The organism is Mycolicibacterium wolinskyi str. Jessa 2025, assembly GCF_049241375.1.
GTDB classification, from domain to species: domain Bacteria; phylum Actinomycetota; class Actinomycetes; order Mycobacteriales; family Mycobacteriaceae; genus Mycobacterium; species Mycobacterium wolinskyi.
In genome coordinates, this window is sequence record NZ_CP185960.1 from 1,784,623 (window position 1) to 1,800,487 (window position 15,865).

16 protein-coding genes are annotated in these 15,865 nt (G+C 67.5%); 9 read left to right on the forward strand and 7 right to left on the reverse strand.

Annotated elements, in window-relative coordinates:
* Positions 1 to 57: 57 nt before the first annotated feature.
* Together ACOI2T_RS08955 and ACOI2T_RS08960 are read right to left on the reverse strand one after the other, a co-directional pair.
* Complete coding sequence (locus ACOI2T_RS08955) at positions 58 to 786, reverse strand: fasciclin domain-containing protein (RefSeq protein WP_067850608.1); 729 nt, start codon at positions 784 to 786, stop codon at positions 58 to 60.
* A 143-nt stretch (positions 787 to 929) separates the two neighbouring features.
* Entirely contained in the window at positions 930 to 2,216 is a 1,287-nt protein-coding gene (locus ACOI2T_RS08960) for an MFS transporter (protein ID WP_409503232.1), read from the reverse strand.
* 82 nt (positions 2,217 to 2,298) lie between these two features.
* Between ACOI2T_RS08960 and ACOI2T_RS08965 the strand changes: the two genes are divergently transcribed.
* The gene (locus tag ACOI2T_RS08965; RefSeq protein ID WP_409503231.1) at positions 2,299 to 3,255 is read left to right on the forward strand and encodes a GlxA family transcriptional regulator; all 957 of its coding nucleotides are present in this window, start codon (positions 2,299 to 2,301) and stop codon (positions 3,253 to 3,255) included.
* Between the two features lie 31 nt (positions 3,256 to 3,286).
* Entirely contained in the window at positions 3,287 to 3,808 is a 522-nt protein-coding gene (locus ACOI2T_RS08970; protein ID WP_409503230.1) for a gamma carbonic anhydrase family protein, read from the forward strand.
* Here ACOI2T_RS08970 and ACOI2T_RS08975 read toward each other — a convergent pair.
* Positions 3,780 to 4,817, reverse strand: coding sequence for an aldo/keto reductase (locus tag ACOI2T_RS08975; protein WP_409503229.1), 1,038 nt, complete (start codon positions 4,815 to 4,817; stop codon positions 3,780 to 3,782). The genes ACOI2T_RS08970 and ACOI2T_RS08975 overlap by 29 nt on opposite strands.
* 79 nt (positions 4,818 to 4,896) lie before the next feature.
* Between ACOI2T_RS08975 and ACOI2T_RS08980 the strand changes: the two genes are divergently transcribed.
* From ACOI2T_RS08980 to ACOI2T_RS08990, 3 genes are read left to right on the forward strand one after another with little or no spacing between them, the layout of a single operon-like run.
* A complete protein-coding gene (locus tag ACOI2T_RS08980) occupies positions 4,897 to 5,493 on the forward strand; it encodes a TetR/AcrR family transcriptional regulator (RefSeq protein ID WP_409503228.1) in 597 nt (198 codons plus the stop codon).
* Positions 5,494 to 5,513: 20 nt separating this feature from the next.
* A complete protein-coding gene (locus ACOI2T_RS08985; protein WP_409503227.1) occupies positions 5,514 to 6,635 on the forward strand; it encodes an NAD(P)H-binding protein in 1,122 nt (373 codons plus the stop codon).
* Positions 6,632 to 7,276 carry a CPBP family intramembrane glutamic endopeptidase gene (locus tag ACOI2T_RS08990; protein ID WP_067850619.1) on the forward strand — a complete coding sequence of 215 codons (645 nt, stop codon included), beginning with the start codon at positions 6,632 to 6,634 and terminating at the stop codon, positions 7,274 to 7,276. The genes ACOI2T_RS08985 and ACOI2T_RS08990 overlap by 4 nt, the downstream gene beginning before the upstream one ends.
* Here ACOI2T_RS08990 and tet(V) read toward each other — a convergent pair.
* Positions 7,273 to 8,553 (reverse strand): tetracycline efflux MFS transporter Tet(V), encoded by a 1,281-nt coding sequence (gene tet(V) / locus ACOI2T_RS08995; protein WP_085144288.1) that lies wholly within the window; start codon positions 8,551 to 8,553, stop codon positions 7,273 to 7,275. The genes ACOI2T_RS08990 and tet(V) overlap by 4 nt on opposite strands.
* Before the next feature lie 127 nt (positions 8,554 to 8,680).
* On the reverse strand, positions 8,681 to 9,505 hold the full coding sequence (locus ACOI2T_RS09000; RefSeq protein WP_409503226.1) for an enoyl-CoA hydratase: 825 nt from the start codon (positions 9,503 to 9,505) through the stop codon (positions 8,681 to 8,683).
* A gap of 87 nt (positions 9,506 to 9,592) precedes the next feature.
* On the opposite strand from ACOI2T_RS09000, the gene ACOI2T_RS09005 reads away from it, so the two are divergent.
* Genes ACOI2T_RS09005 through ACOI2T_RS09015 form a run of 3 tightly spaced genes read left to right on the forward strand, consistent with a single transcriptional unit; the run spans position 9,593 to position 12,508 of the window.
* Complete coding sequence (locus tag ACOI2T_RS09005) at positions 9,593 to 10,684, forward strand: CaiB/BaiF CoA transferase family protein (protein WP_409503225.1); 1,092 nt, start codon at positions 9,593 to 9,595, stop codon at positions 10,682 to 10,684.
* 54 nt (positions 10,685 to 10,738) lie between these two features.
* Positions 10,739 to 11,491 (forward strand): 3-hydroxyacyl-CoA dehydrogenase, encoded by a 753-nt coding sequence (locus ACOI2T_RS09010; RefSeq protein ID WP_409503224.1) that lies wholly within the window; start codon positions 10,739 to 10,741, stop codon positions 11,489 to 11,491.
* A gap of 3 nt (positions 11,492 to 11,494) precedes the next feature.
* Positions 11,495 to 12,508 (forward strand): NAD(P)H-dependent flavin oxidoreductase, encoded by a 1,014-nt coding sequence (locus ACOI2T_RS09015; RefSeq protein WP_409503223.1) that lies wholly within the window; start codon positions 11,495 to 11,497, stop codon positions 12,506 to 12,508.
* Between the two features lie 79 nt (positions 12,509 to 12,587).
* On the opposite strand, the gene ACOI2T_RS09020 is transcribed toward ACOI2T_RS09015, so the two are convergent.
* Complete coding sequence (locus ACOI2T_RS09020) at positions 12,588 to 12,719, reverse strand: hypothetical protein (protein ID WP_110775021.1); 132 nt, start codon at positions 12,717 to 12,719, stop codon at positions 12,588 to 12,590.
* A gap of 172 nt (positions 12,720 to 12,891) precedes the next feature.
* The gene (locus tag ACOI2T_RS09025; protein WP_067850629.1) at positions 12,892 to 13,437 is read right to left on the reverse strand and encodes a DoxX family protein; all 546 of its coding nucleotides are present in this window, start codon (positions 13,435 to 13,437) and stop codon (positions 12,892 to 12,894) included.
* 168 nt (positions 13,438 to 13,605) lie between these two features.
* Here ACOI2T_RS09025 and ACOI2T_RS09030 point away from each other — a divergent pair, with 168 nt between their 5' ends.
* Positions 13,606 to 15,864, forward strand: a complete 2,259-nt coding sequence (locus tag ACOI2T_RS09030; protein WP_409503222.1) for an MMPL family transporter — start codon at positions 13,606 to 13,608, stop codon at positions 15,862 to 15,864.
* The last annotated feature ends 1 nt before the right edge of the window (position 15,865 follow it).

Below are 15,865 nucleotides of genomic sequence, written 5' to 3' on the forward strand. Positions count from 1 at the left end.
GCCCGAAAGCCCCCGAAACAGCGCGCGCGGTTTCGGGGGCTTTTCGCGTGTGAGAACTCAGCCGATGGGGGCGTCGGCCGCAGGCGTCGGCGCAGGCTCGGTCGTGGTGGTCGTCGTGGTCGTCGTCGTGCTGCTCGTGGTCGAGACACCCGGGGTGATCGGGGCGGGCGGGGAGTTGGGATCCAGCACCGTGTCGATCAGGTAGATGCGGGCGTTCTGGGCCTGGATGGGACCGCACACCAGCTTGGCGACGTCGTTGATCTTGATGTCGCCGCCCTTGCCGGTGACCTTGACCTCGGCACCCTGCTGGGTGGGCCGCTGACCCTTGACGTCGTCGGCGCCGAGCAGGCCGAGGAACGCGTGGTAGTAGTCGAGGCTCGTCAGCGCGGCGGGATCGGCCTTCAGCGCGTCGAGCTTGCCGGGCTCCATCGCCGCGAACGCCTCATTGGTGGGCGCGAAGATCACGTACGGGCCATTGTCGAGCACCGGCACGATGTTGACTGCCGGGTTCAACCCGCCGGAGATCGCGGCGTTGAACGTGCTGATCTCAGGGAGGCTGGCCAAGACCTGGCCGGCAGGCTGCTCCGACAGGTTCTTCCACTCGGGGTGTGCCGTCTTGAAGGCGTCACAACCCGAACCGTGCGGATCGGGAATCTCGACCACGGGCGCCGCCGTCGTGGTGGTGGGCTCCGCCGGTTCGGCGTAAGCGGTGATCGCCAAGGGCAGCGAAGTGGCAATCGCGGCGATCGCCGCGGCTACCCCCAAGGTCTTGGTGCGAGTGTTCATTGCTGGGTTCCTCCCGCTCATGCCGGCCTGTGTACGTCGGCTGCCGGTGACGCGCCATTCAGCCGGAACGCGAGCACCTGCAAGCACAAAATGCCTCGGCGTTCCCCGCGGCGCCGCATCGGATGTTAAAGGCAACGTTACGGTTACGGCAAAGCAGAGCTGTCGGCAGATACCGGTTCTGTGGCCTTGACCTGGGCTTTCCCAATACTGGCAGAGAATGCGGCTGCGACGAAGCACAGCCCCGCAGCCAAATAGAAGGCCATGTCGTAATTGCCGTTCAAATCGCGCAGCCAGCCGGCTCCGGCGGCGGCGATGGCGGCGCCGATCTGATGGGAGGCGAACACCCAGCCGAACACCACGGGTGTGCGGTCGCCGAAGTAGTGCCGGCACAGCACGATCGTCGGCGGCACGGTCGCGACCCAGTCCAGGCCGTAGAAGATCACGAACACCCACGTGCTCGGTTCGGCTTGGGGTGAGAGCAGCGATGGCAACAGCAGCAGCGACACACCCCGGCCCGCGTAATAGATGAGCAGCAGGAGCCTGGGGTCGACCCGGTCGGTCAGCCACCCCGAGAACACCGTGCCGACGACGTCGAGGATGCCGATCGTGGCCAGCAGGCCCGCGGCGACGGTGGTCGGCATGCCGTGGTCGTTGGCGGCCGGGATGAAATGGGTGGCGATCAGACCATTGGTGGTCATGCCGCAGATCGCGAAGCTGGCCGCCAGAAGCCAGAACGCCGGCACCCTGGCGCCGATCCGCAGCCCGTCGAAGGCGGCCTTGAAACTGCTCGCCGGAACGGCCGGTGGTGGTCCGACCGCAGCTGAACCGTAGGGGGCGAGGCCCTTGTCGCTCGGGTAGTTGCGCATGAACACCGCGACGAGCGGCACGACGGCCAGCGCGGCGGCCGCCACGATCAACGAGGCCCACCGCCAGCCGTGGCTCGTGGTCACCGCCGCGACGATCGGCAGGAAGATCAGCTGCCCCGTCGCGCTTGCCGCGGTGAGCACGCCGGTGACCAGGCCGCGGCGCTGTTCGAACCAGCGGGTCGCGATGGTCGCGACGAACCCCATCGAGATCGAGCCGGTGCCGACGCCGACCAGCACGCCCCACAACACCACGAGTTGCCAGCTGGCGGTCATCGTGATGCTCAAGGCCGAGCCCGTCGCGATCATGAGCAACGACGCCGTCAGCACCGGCCGCACGCCGAAGCGGTCCATCAGCGCAGCCGCGAACGGCGCCGTCAGCCCGTACAACATCATGTTGACCGACATCGCGAGCCCGACCGTGCCGTGCGTCCAGCCGAACTCGTGGTGCAGCGGATTCATCATCACGCCGGGGATCGACCGGAAGCCGGCCGCTCCGAGGATCGCCACGAAACTCACCGTGGCCACGACCCACGCCCAGTGAATGCGGTTCAACGTCAGACTCACCCGATCACTGTCGCCGACCGCAGGCAGGTGCGGCCAGTGGCATAAATGACATCAATCGTCAAAAACATGCCAGAATGCGGGTGTGCATCGTGTCGTCGTCCTCCTGCTCGAACCGGTGATCGGTTTCGACGCGACCATCGCGCCGACGCTGTTCTCCAACGCCACCGATACCGACGGCGCACCGCTCTACGAAGTGGTGACGTGCGGGCTGACGCCGGGCCCGGTCGCGACAACGAGCGGCTTCGCGATGGTCCCGGCGGCCGGCCGGGAGGCGTTGGCCACCGCCGACACCGTGGTGATCCCGGGCACGCGCTATCCGCGGGCCCGGTTCGAGGGGGTGCTCGGCGAGGACGTGGCGGCCGCGCTGAACACGATCCGGCCCGGTACGCGGCTGGTGTCGATCTGCACCGGGGCCTTCGTGTTGGCCGCGGCCGGATGGCTCGACGGCAGGCCGGCCACCACCCACTGGCAGCACGCCGAGACCCTGCGCTCGATGCATCCGAAGGTGAGGCTCGACGAGAACGTGTTGTTCGTCGACGATGGCGACCTGCTGACGTCGGCGGGTCTGGCCGCCGGAATCGACTTGTGCCTGCACATCATTCGGTCTGACCACGGCGCCCAGGTCGCGAACACCGTTGCCCGCTACTGCGTGGTGCCGCCGTGGCGCGAGGGCGGTCAGGCTCAGTTCATCGACCGCCGGATGCCGGTCACCGATCAGGCGTCGACCGCGGCGACCCGGGAGTGGGCGCTGAACCATCTGCACGAGGACCTCACCGTGCAGCGGCTGGCCCGCCACGCGCACATGAGCGCCAGGACGTTCAGCCGCCGCTTTCAAGAGGAGACCGGCCAGGCGCCCGGGGCGTGGATCCGCAACCGCCGCCTCGATCGGGCCAGGGAGTTGCTGGAATCCCACGACCTCGCGGTCGAGGAGGTGGCACGGCTGTCCGGTCTTGGTACCGCGGGCAACCTGCGCCACCACCTGCGGCGCGGGCTCGGCATGTCACCGTCGAGCTACCGCAAGGTCTACCAGGGGGCGTGACCGCGCCATCCGGCTGTTTACGATGGCCCGCATGCCTGAGCCGCTGATCGTCACCGTCCTTGGCCACACGCCGCACCTGGATTCCGACTCCTGGGTGGCGCCGAACGCCACTGTGATCGGGCAGGTTTCGCTGGCCGCGGGGGCCAGTGTCTGGTACGGCGCGACGCTGCGGGCCGAGTCCGAGCCCATCGAGGTCGGCACGAACAGCAATATCCAGGACGGTGTCACCGTCCACGTCGATCCCGGATTTCCGTGCCGCATCGGTGCGGGGGTGACAGTGGGACACAACGTGGTGCTGCACGGCTGCACCGTCGAGGACGACAGCCTGGTCGGGATGGGTGCGGTCGTGCTCAACGGCGCGGTCATCGGTGCCGGATCCCTGGTCGCGGCCGGTGCCGTGGTGCCACAGGGCATGGTGGTCCCGCCGCGATCATTGGTGGCCGGCGTGCCGGCCAAGGTGCGCCGCGAGCTGACCGACGACGAGGTCGGCCACAACCAGTTCAACGCGAAGGCCTACACCCACCTCACCGATTTGCACCGATCGGCGGGTTGAGCCGCGCGAACCCCTCCTGCCGGAAGTAGGGAAAGTACGGGTAGGGCGCCTCTCGGCGGCTCGCCGCATCGAGCCGCGCGATCTGGTCGGCATCGAGCCGCCACCCGCCCGCTCCGAGGTTGTCGCGGAGCTGGCGCTCGTCCCGCGCTCCCACGATGACCGATGACACAGTCGGCCGGCGCAGCAGCCAGTTCAGCGCGACCTGGGGGATGGTCTTGCCGGTTTCGGCGGCGATTGCGGCCAGTACGTCGACGACGTCGTAGAGCAGTTCGTCGTCGACCGGTGGTCCGGCGTCCGCGGTGGCGTGCAGGCGGCTGTGCTGTGGCAGCGGCTCGCCGCGACGGATCTTCCCGGTCAGCCGGCCCCAGCCCAGCGGGCTCCACACGAGCGCGCCGACGCCTTCGGACATGCCGAGCGGCATGAGCTCCCACTCGTAGTCGCGGCCGATCAGCGAGTAGTACACCTGGTGCGCGACATACCTTGGGCGATGGTGCTTTTCGGCCAGGTCGAGAGATTTCATCAGTTGCCAGCCCGAGAAGTTGGACACGCCGGTGTAGCGCACCTTGCCCTGTTCGACGAGCACGTCCAGCGTCTGCAGCACTTCGTCGATCGGGGTGAACGCGTCGTAGGCGTGCAGCTGAAACAGGTCGATGCGGTCGGTCTGCAAGCGTTGCAGCGCATCGTCCACCGCGCGCAGCAGCCGCGACCGCGACGTGCCCCAGTCTTCCGGACCGGTCGGCAGGGCGGCCTTGGTGGAGATCAGGACGCTGTCGCGGCGCCCGCGCAAGGCCGCGCCGAGCACCTCCTCCGACGCGCCGTCCGAATACACGTCCGCGGTGTCGAACATCGTGATGCCCGACTCCAGGCACAAGTCGACCATCGCGCGGGCCTGCTCGACGCCCGTATCGCCCCAAGCTCCGAAGAACTCTCCGCGACCACCGAAAGTTGCTGCACCGAAACTCAATTCGGACACCGTCAGGCCCGAGTTGCCCACCCTGCGATATTCCATGCCGACTCCTTAATAGAACTATTTTCCCGTTAGCAGACAGTAGCACTAATGGGAACGACGTCCTATTAAGATGGTGGCGATGGCTGGCGAACGACCGGGCGGACGCACCGCGGCAGTGCGTGAGGCGGTGCTCCGCGCGGCCGCCGACCTGCTGATCGAGACGGGCCTGGAGGGCCTCGAGCTCACCGCGGTGGCCGAACGCGCCGAGGTCGGCAAGTCGACCGTCTACCGCCGCTGGGGATCGGTGCCGGCACTCGTCGCCGACCTGCTCGCCGACATGGCCGAACAATCATCGCCACGCGCCCACAGCGGATCGCTGCGCACCGACCTGCGGGCCAACGCCACGTTGGTGCGGCGGACCTTGACCGACCCGCGTCAGGGCCCGCTGTTCAAGGCCATCATCGCGGCCGCGACCTGTGACCGGCGCACCGCCGACGCGCTGCAGGTCTTCTACGACCGGCGCATCGCGGAGTGGGCCGGCTGCGTCGTCGATGCCATCGACCGAGGTGAGGCGCCTCCCGGAACCGATGCGGCCGCCGCCATCCGGCAGGTTTCCGCCCCGCTGTACTACCAGTTCCTCACCAGCACAAGACCGCTCACCGCCGCCGACGCCGAGCGTGCGGTCGACGCGACGATTGCGGCGATCGCGGCCGGGGTATACGTCGCGCCGACATGAGCTCGAAGACAAGGCGGGATATGCGGATACTCGTGGCCGGTGCGACCGGTTATGTGGGCTCGCGGCTGGTCACGGCGCTGCTCGCGGACAACCACGACGTCGTGGTGGGCAGCCGTAGCCCGGCCCGGTTGACGGACTTCGGGTGGTATCCCGACGTGACCGCGGTGGCGCTCGACGCCGATGACCCGGACTCGGTCGCGTGTGCCTTCGCGCAGGCCGGTCCGATCGACGTTGTCTACTACCTCGTGCACGGCATCGGGCAGCCCGGGTTCCGTGAAGCCGACAACCAGGCCGCGGCCAACTTCGCGACTGCCGCGCGCGACGCGGGGGTGAGCCGCATCGTCTATCTCGGCGGTTTCGTGCCGGACGACGATGCGCTCTCCGAGCATCTCGCCGGCCGTGCCGAGGTGGCACACGCGCTCACCGTTGACGGCGGGCCGGAGGTGGTGTGGCTGGGCGCGGCGATGATCATCGGTGCGGGTTCGACGTCGTTCGAGATCCTGCGCTATGTGGGGGACCGGTTCCCGGTGATGCCGATGCCGCGCTGGATGGCCAACCCGATGGACCCGATCTCGATTCGCGACGTGCTGTATTACCTCGTGGCTGCCGGGGACGCCGAGCGACTACCCGCTGGCGCCTACGACATCTACGGGCCGCAACGCACGACGTATCGCGACTTGTTGGCCACCTACGCCCGCTTGGCCGGCAAGCGGCGGATCGGGATCCCGGTGTTCGGCGTGGCGACCGGTTTGGCGTCGCGCGTGTCGGCGATCGCCCTGCCGGTTCCCGACGGCTTGGCGGCCGATCTGACTGCCTCCCTTGATCATCCGATGACGGCCGCCGGTGACGGCATCCGTGCCTTCGTGCCCGATCCGCCAGGCGGCCTGCTCGGCGTCGACGACGCGCTGGCCTCGGCGCTCGCGAGCCGGCAGCGCCGCCCGGTCAACGAGCTGGCCGACCCGCACCACTTGGCCGACACCGACCCGGACTGGGCCGGCGGCGACCGGTCGCGGATCCGACAGTTCACGCCGCCGTTTGTGCGTCCCGCGCTCAGCCTGCTCCCGCCGATGCCCGGTCCGGTGGCGGCCGTACTGCGCTCGGGACTCGATGTCGTGTTCAGCCTGGTGGTGAAACGGGTATGACGGTGGCGATGGCCGACCAGGAAACGCGCACCGTGGTGCTGCGCAGGCGGATCGTGGTCGGCGTCGTGTTGGTCGCCGGTGCCATGCTGCAGGCGTATTCACTGGGACGTGAGCCCGGCGACACCTCGTTCTACTGGCTGACTTTGGCGATGGCCGCGGTGTGGACTGTGGGCGCGATCGTGTCCGGGCCGCTGCAGCTCGGCCGTGACCGGCGCCCGATAGTGCTCGGCACGGTCGTCGGACTCGGGCTCGGCGCGATGTTCGCCGTCGGCGGCCTGATCGCGAGGCTGATCCCCGGCCTGCGCGAATATGTCACTGCCGTACTCGAATTCGCCAATCATGGGCCCCTGCTGGTCATCGTGTTCATCACGGTGATCAACGGGGTGGCCGAGGAGTTGTTCTTCCGCGGCGCGCTCTACACCGCTCTGGGCAACCACTATCCGGCCGTCATCTCGACGGTGATCTACGTCGCCGCGGTCATGGCGGCGGGCAACCCGATGCTCGGCTTCGCGGGCATCCTGCTCGGCGCGGTATGCGCCTATGAGCGCAGGATGACCGGTGGCGTGCTCGCCCCGATGCTGACCCACTTTTTCTGGGGCCTGATCATGGTGCTCGTCCTGCCACCGATCTTCGGCGTCTAACGCAGCGGGTGCGCCAACTCGTCGCGGGGCATGCGGGCGGCCGTGAGCGCGACAAGCGCCAGCAGTGCCGGCGCGATGCCCGATACGAGGAAGATCGTCTCCATCGAGATGACTTTCGACAGCGGGCCCACGATCGCGAACGACAACGGCATGAACGCCAGCGAGACGAAGAAGTCCAGGCTCGACACTCGGCCCAACATCTCTCGCGGCACCCGCCGCTGCAGCAGCGTTCCCCAGATCACCATGCCCGCACCGTCGGTCACGCCGACGACGAACGTCGCCAACGCCATCAACGGGAACGACGAGGTGTAGCCCACAACCACCAGCGGTGCCGAACCGAGGCCCCACATCACCATCATCGTCGTCAGATACCGCCGCGGCATCCGGCGTGACGACACCGTCAATGCGCCGAGCGCGCTGCCGAAGCCGAAGAACGCCAGGATGAATCCGTAAGCCCGGGCTCCGTCGGCGAATCGGTCCTGCGCGATGAACGGCAGGAGCACCTCGATCGGTCCCAGCACGACGAGCACGAACATGCTCGCGAACAGCAGTGTCCACAGCAGCCATCGGGTGCGCAGCATGAACATGAACCCGTCACGCAGATCGCGCAGGACATGAGGCTGTTCGGTAACCGGCTGTGCGGCATGCGAATCCGCCTCCGGCCGGGTCGCGACCAGTAGGGCCAGCCCAAGGCCGAACAGCACCGCGACGACGATCGCGCCCACGTACGGGATCGTCGCCCCGATCACCATGCCCGCGACGGCCGGGCCGACCGAGCGCTGGAAAACCGGGCGGACCACACCTTCCACGCCGTTGGCGGCCAACAGCTGTTCGGGCGGAAGGATGCGGGGCAGGATCGCGCTGTACGCCGGAAAGAAGAACGCCGCGGCGATGCCGAGAATGGCTGCAGCGACTGCCATATGCCAGATCTTCAGCGCGCCCAGCAAGCCCAGCACGGCGATGATCGACACGGTGACGAAGTTGACCGCCTCGACGGCGATGATGATCGTGCGCTGATTGATCCGGTCCGCGGCGATACCGCCCACGAGCACGAACGCAACCAGGCCCGCGCCCAGGCACGTCGCGACCAACGACAGCGACGCCGGATCGTTGTCGATCGCGATGACCTGCAACGCCATCACGACCGACCACATGCCCTCGGCGAAGATCGACAGCGTCACCGCGGCGATGAGCAGCCGGTACTCGCGGATCCGGAAGGGGGCGAGCACACGCCACCCGCCGGTGTCGCGCACCGGCCGCTCGATGTCGTGTTGCATGCTCACAACACTCGATGGTGCCCACCCGGCACCGGTTCAGTCCAACGATTTTCGGCCGCGAGCAGACGCAGAATCGCACGAAACTGGGTGCGGTAATGCGATTCTCTGTCTGCTCACGGGAGAAACGTCAGGAGTCGGTGAACTCCGGGCGCCGGTTCTGCTGGAAGGCCTTGGTGCCCTCACGGAAATCGTTGGACACCAAGAGCTGCAGCTGGCCTTCGCGCTCCCGGGCGAACGCGCCGTCGAGTTCGGTCAGCGTGGCCGCGTTCACGGCCTGCTTGGTCTTGCGCAACGCCACCGCGGGCCCGGACCGAAGCTTCGAGATCACCTTGTCGACCGCGGCGTCGAACTCGGCCGCCGGATACACCCCGCTGATCAGACCCCAGTCGTAGGCGTCGGCGGCGGTGAGCCGATCGGCGAGCAACGCCAGACGCATGGCCCGGATGCGGCCGATGTTCGCCGCGACCAACGCCGAGGCACCGCCGTCGGGCATCAGCCCGATCTTGGTGAAGGCCAACAGGAAGAACGCCTGATCGGAGGCCAGCACGATGTCGCAGGCCAGCGCCAGCGACACCCCGACGCCGGCGGCAGGTCCCTGCACCACGGCGACAACGGGTTTCGGCAGCGCCACGATGGACGCGACGGCACGGTTGGCGGCGTCGAGCACGCCCGCGGCGTCGTGGCTCTTGGCGTTCTGATCCTCCTCGCTGATGCCCGCGCCCGAGCTGAACCCACGGCCGGCGCCGCCGAGCCGCACGACGCGCACCTGCGGGTCGGTCGCGGCGAACTCCATCGCTTCGGCGATCGCGGTCAACATGTCCTGCGTCAGCGAGTTCAGGCTGTCGGGCCGGTTGAGGGTGACCGACAGCACGCCGTCGGCGAGCGACACCGAGACGGCGTCGATGCGGGGATAGGAGGCGGTGCCGGAGTCCCTGGAGTCAACAGTGGTCATTGCTGCACCCTAAATCTGGCGACAAGGTTATACAAGTAAGCTATGTCGCGGTCAACTGAGGCCTAACACGCGAAGGGGCGGTAGAGCATGACAGGACCATTGCACGGTTTGCGCGTCGTCGAGTTGGCCGGCATCGGCCCCGGCCCACACGCGGCGATGATTCTCGGCGATCTCGGCGCCGACGTGGTGCGCATCGAGCGCCCGAACAGGGGTGGGGGAGTGCCCGCGGGTGACCGCGATTCGATGCTGCGCAACCGTCGTTCGGTCGCGGCCGACCTCAAGAGCGACGAGGGCCGCGAGCTTGTGCTGCGGCTGATCTCGAAGGCCGACGTGCTGATCGAGGGCTACCGGCCCGGCGTCACCGAACGCCTCGGCCTCGGCCCCGACGACTGCGCCAAGGTCAACGACAAACTCATCTACGCCCGCATGACGGGCTGGGGCCAGGACGGTCCGCGCGCCCTGCAGGCCGGCCATGACATCAACTACATCTCGCTCAACGGGCTGCTGCATGCGGTCGGGCGCAAGGGTGAGCGACCGGTGCCGCCGCTGAACCTGGCCGGTGACTTCGGCGGCGGGTCGATGTTCCTGCTCGTCGGGATCTTGGCGGCGCTGTTCGAGCGTCAGACGTCGGGCAAGGGTCAGGTGATCGATGCCGCGATGGTCGACGGTTCGTCGGTGCTGATGCAGATGATGTGGGGCTTTCGCGCCAACGGCATGTGGTCCGACGAACGCGGCACCAACATGCTCGACACCGGCGCGCCGTACTACGACACCTATGAGACCGCGGACGGCAAGTACATGGCGGTCGGCGCGATCGAGCCGCAGTTCTACGCCGAGCTGCTCAAGGGGCTGGGGCTGGACTCCGCCGATCTGCCGGGCCAGAACGACATCGCCCGCTGGCCCGAGTTGCGCGAGGTGTTCACGAAGGCGTTCGCCGCCCACGACCGCGACCACTGGGCCGAGGTGTTCAACGGCACCGACGCGTGTGCGACGCCGGTGCTGAGCTTCGCCGAGGTGCTCACCGAACCGCACATCGCCGAACGCGACACGTTCTATGACGACGCGGGCGACCTCCAGCCGATGCCCGCCCCGCGCTTCTCCCGCAGCACCCTGGCTCAGCCCACCCCGCCGGGCGAACGCGGAGCGGACACCGACGCCGTGCTGCGCGACTGGGTATAAAGTCCCAACCAACCAGTAGGTCGGCATAAGGCCGGCCGGAAAGGAATGCGGTAAGTGGAGATCAAAGACGCGGTAGCCGTCGTCACCGGGGGCGCATCCGGCCTGGGCCTGGCCACGACCAAGCGGCTGCTCGATGCGGGCGCGCAGGTTGTGGTCATCGACCTCAAAGGTGAAGAGGTGGTGGCCGAACTGGGCGATCGCGCCAGGTTCGTGAGCACCGATGTCACCGATGAGGCCGGGGTGAGCGAGGCGCTCGATGTGGCCGAGTCGCTGGGCCCGGTGCGGATCAACGTCAACTGCGCCGGCATCGGCAACGCGATCAAGACGCTGAGCAAGAACGGGGCGTTTCCGCTCGACGGCTTCCGCAAGGTGGTCGAGGTCAACCTGATCGGCACGTTCAACGTGCTGCGGTTGGCGGCCGAGCGGATCGCCAGGACCGAGCCGCTCGGTGAGGAGCGCGGCGTCATCATCAACACCGCCTCGGTGGCGGCATTCGACGGCCAGATCGGCCAGGCCGCCTACTCTGCGTCCAAGGGCGGCGTCGTCGGCATGACGCTGCCGATCGCGCGTGACCTGTCGCGTGAGCTGATCCGGGTGTGCACGATCGCGCCGGGTCTGTTCAAGACTCCGCTGCTGGGTTCGCTGCCCGAGGAGGCCCAGAAGTCGCTGGGGCAGCAGGTGCCGCATCCGGCCCGGCTCGGCGATCCTGACGAGTACGGCGCGCTCGCCGTGCACATCGTCGAGAACCCGATGCTCAACGGCGAGGTCATCCGCCTCGACGGCGCGATCCGGATGGCACCGAGGTAGACCATGGCACTCAACACGAAATTCACCGAGACGTTCGGGGTCGAGCATCCCATCGTGCAGGGTGGCATGCAGTGGGTCGGCCGCGCGGAACTCGTTGCCGCCGTGGCTAATTCAGGTGCGCTGGGCTTCATCACGGCGCTCACCCAGCCCACGCCCGCCGATCTGGCCAAAGAGATCGAGCGGTGCCGCGAACTGACCGACAAGCCGTTCGGCGTCAACCTGACGATCCTGCCGACGATCAACCCGCCGCCTTACGACGAGTACCGCCAGGTCATCGTCGACTCAGGTGTCAAGATCGTCGAGACCGCGGGCTCCAACCCGGCTCCGCACCTGCCGATGTTCCACGACAACGGCATCAAGGTGCTGCACAAGTGCACGTCGGTGCGGCATGCGGTCAAGGCGCAGAGCCTGGGTGTGGACGGCATCAGCATCGACGGGTTCGAGTGCGCGGGGCATCCGGGCGAGGACGACATTCCCGGTCTGGTGCTGATCCCGGCCGCGGCCGCCAAGATCGAGATCCCGATGATCGCCTCGGGCGGTTTCGCCGATGCGCGCGGTCTGGTGGCGGCGCTGGCGCTGGGTGCCGACGGCATCAACATGGGCTCGCGGTTCATGTGCACGGTCGAATCGGCGATTCATCAGAAGGTCAAGGAAGCGATCGTGGCGGGCACCGAGCTCGACACCGAGCTGATCTTCCGGCCGCTGCGCAACACCGCCCGCGTCGCGAGCAACGCAGTTTCGCGTGAGGTGGTGCAGATTCTCAACAACGGTGGCCAGTTCGAGGACGTCAAGGATCTGGTCGCTGGCAAGCGCGGCGTCAAGGTCTACGAGATCGGCGACCTCGACGCGGGCATCTGGTCGGTCGGCACGTCCATGGGGCTGATCAACGACATTCCCACGGTCGGCGAGTTGGTATCGCGGATGGTGGCGGAGGCCGAGATCCTCATCAGTGGGCGCTTGCTCAACATGATCGGCGCCGACGAGGACGACCTGAAGAAAGAAACAGTCCTCGCGTAACGCGAGGACTGGGGCCGGGCTCGGCTAACTCACCGGCAAACTGCATACGGAAAACGCGCGCCGCGAGGCGCGCGTTTTCTCATACTGCCGTCGGAAGGGACTGGTAGTCGTCAAACTGCTCCGACGTGTCACCCTCGACCAGGACATCGCCGTGGTAGAGAGCGTCGAAGTCGACCTTGATGACATCTGCACTGGTGTCGTCGATCCACATGACACTGAGCGTATGGGTCACCATTAAGGAATCTTTGAGTCACGATTCGGAAAATGGTGGCAATACTACTTTTGGGTAGGTTTCCGGCGAGTAGCTCGAGTCGGGGTGCCACGAGCGTGGGCCTTGTGCCCGGCTTCGGCGCAAAAACCGTGCATACGGCCCACAGTGGGCGTCAGCTCGGCGGCGCCGTGAAGTGAATCGGGTTGACGCCGTTGAGTGCGATCCAGGTCACGACGGCGGCGATCACGCCCACGGCCAGCAGGCCGATGGCCAGCGGCATCGAGACGCGGGAGCGGCCGAACACGCGGTGGTCCACCGACAGCGTCCCCGCGCCGGTGAACAGCAGGGCCGCCGCGGCGAAGGCCACGAGGAACGGAACGTTGAACGGCTGTGACCAGAAGGCGTCCGCCGACACATTGACGGCCCAGGCGTCGACCATCGCGCCGATCACCGCGCAGGCCGCGAGCGGAGTGAGGATGCCGAACAGCAGGCCGATACCGCCGAGCGTCTCGGCCGCGGTCACCATGAAGGCCGCGAACTTCGGCAGGCGCCAGCCGCTGGATTCCATGAACCCGGCGGCGGTGGAGAAGTCGAAGGCTTTGATGAGTCCGGCCTGCAGCATGGTCGCGCCGGTGGCCACGCGCAGGATGAGCAGGCCCGTGTCGGTCATCGTCGACACCGGCGTCGTGTGGGTGAGCTCGGTGGTGTTGGTCGTCATGAGCAGCTAGGCCCTTCGTCGCAACAGAACTCATCGCGCGTGATGCGGAATTCAATGTGAACATTTCGCCGCCGCAGATCGTGCCTATCGGTGAGGTCGGCGTTGACGTCATCAGATTATCGCTGTTAAGTTAACGTTGATATTGTTCGGTCGCGGAAGGACACCGACGTGCTGCACCGAATCGCCCTGCTGGCCATCGCCGCGCCGCGGCGCATCCTCGTCATCGCCGCGCTCGTCATGGCCGCCGCGGGCATCTTCGGTGTCCCGGTGGCAAAGAGCCTGTCCGCAGGCGGCTTTCAGGACCCCACCGCGGAATCGGCGAAGGCCACCCAGTTGCTGGCCGAGAAATTCAACCGCGGTGACATGCAGCTCGTCATCAGCGTCACCGGGGACCGGGCCGACAGCCCGGCGGCACAGGCCACCGGCACCGAGATCGCCAGGAAACTGGAGGCGTCGCCCTACGTCACCGAAGTGACTTCCGCCTGGACCGTGCCGCCGCCCGCGTCGTCGGCCCTGATCAGTGAGGACGGTAGGACGGGCCTCGTCGTCGCAGGCATCACCGGTGGGGAGAGCGGCGCGCAGAAGCACGCCAAGGAACTGACCGACGAACTCGTGCACGACCGCGACGGCGTGACCGTGCGGGCCGGCGGCGAGGCGATGATCTACGTCCAGATCAACGGGCAGAGCGAAAAAGATCTGCTGATGATGGAGTCGATCGCGATCCCGTTGAGCTTCCTGGTTCTGGTGTGGGTGTTCGGCGGACTCATGGCCGCGGCGTTGCCGCTCGCGGTCGGCGGGTTCGCGATCCTCGGATCGCTGGCCGTCCTGCGCTTGTTCACCATGGTCACCGACGTGTCGATTTTCGCGCTCAACCTCACTGTCGCAATGGGTTTGGCGCTCGCGATCGACTACACGCTGCTGATCATCAGCCGGTTCCGCGACGAACTGGCCGAGGGCATGGACCGCGACCAGGCCTTGATCCGCACCATGGTGACGGCCGGGCGCACGGTGCTGTTCTCGGCGATGACGGTGGCGCTGTCGATGGTCGCGATGGTGCTGTTCCCGATGTACTTCCTGAAGTCCTTTGCGTACGCCGGGATCGCGGTGGTGGCGCTTGCCGCGCTCGCCGCGATCGTGGTGGCGCCGGCGGCGATCGTGCTGCTCGGGGATCGGCTCGACGCCTACGACGTCCGCCGGTTCGCCAGGCGGGTCCTCGGCAGGCCCGAGCCGGTGCGCAAACCGATCGAGGAGACGTTCTGGTACCGCACGACCAAGCGCGTCATGCGCCGGTCGATCCCGGTCGGCGTCGCGATCATCGCGTTGCTGCTGATGCTCGGTGCGCCGTTCCTCGGTATCAAGTGGGGCTTCCCCGACGACCGCGTGCTGCCGCAATCGGCGTCGGCTCGCCAGGTCGGTGACCAGATGCGCGACGACTTCGCGGTCGACTCGGCGACCAACGTCACGGTCGTCCTGCCCGACGTCACCAAAGTCGCGCCGAACGAGCTCGAGCAATACGCGAGCAGGCTGTCGGACGTGGCCGACGTGTCGTCGGTGTCGGCACCGGGTGGCACCTACGTCGACGGTCGCCGCGTCGGTCCACCCTCGGCCGCGACCGGGATGGCCGAGGGCAGCGCCTATCTGACGGTCGGCAGCGATGCCCCGTTGTTCAGCGACGCGTCCGAGGCGCAACTCGATGCGCTCCACGCGGTTCCCGCACCGGCCGACGTACAGCTGGCCGGGGTGGCGCAGATCAACCGGGACAGCTCACAGGCGATCACCTCGCGGCTGCCGTTGGTGCTCGGAGTGATCGCCGCGATCACGTTCGTGCTGCTGTTCCTGCTCACCGGCAGTGTGGTGCTGCCGCTGAAGGCGTTGGTGCTCAACGTGTTATCGCTGTCGGCGGCCTTCGGAGCCCTGGTATGGATCTTCCAGGACGGCCACCTGGGCGCGCTGGGCACCACCCCGACCGGAACCCTCGTGGCGAACCTGCCGGTGTTGTTGTTCTGCATCGCATTCGGCCTGTCGATGGACTACGAGGTGTTCCTCGTGTCGCGGATCCGAGAGTACTGGCTGCAGTCGGATCGGACGCGCGCCGCGAACGACGAAAGCGTCGCACTCGGGCTTGCCCGTACCGGGCGGGTCGTGACCGCGGCAGCGCTGCTCATGTCGATATCGTTCGCGGCGCTGATCGCCGCGCAGGTGGCCTTCATGCGGATGTTCGGCCTCGGCTTGACCCTCGCCGTCCTCGTCGACGCGACCCTGGTCCGGATGCTGCTGGTGCCTGCCTTCATGCACGTGATGGGCCGGTGGAACTGGTGGGCGCCCGCGCCGCTGGCCCGGTTGCACGAGCGGATCGGTATCAGCGAGTCCGGTGAGAAGCCCGCGGACGCGCCGCGGGCCACGGCGGGCGTGACGGAAACTGGTTAGC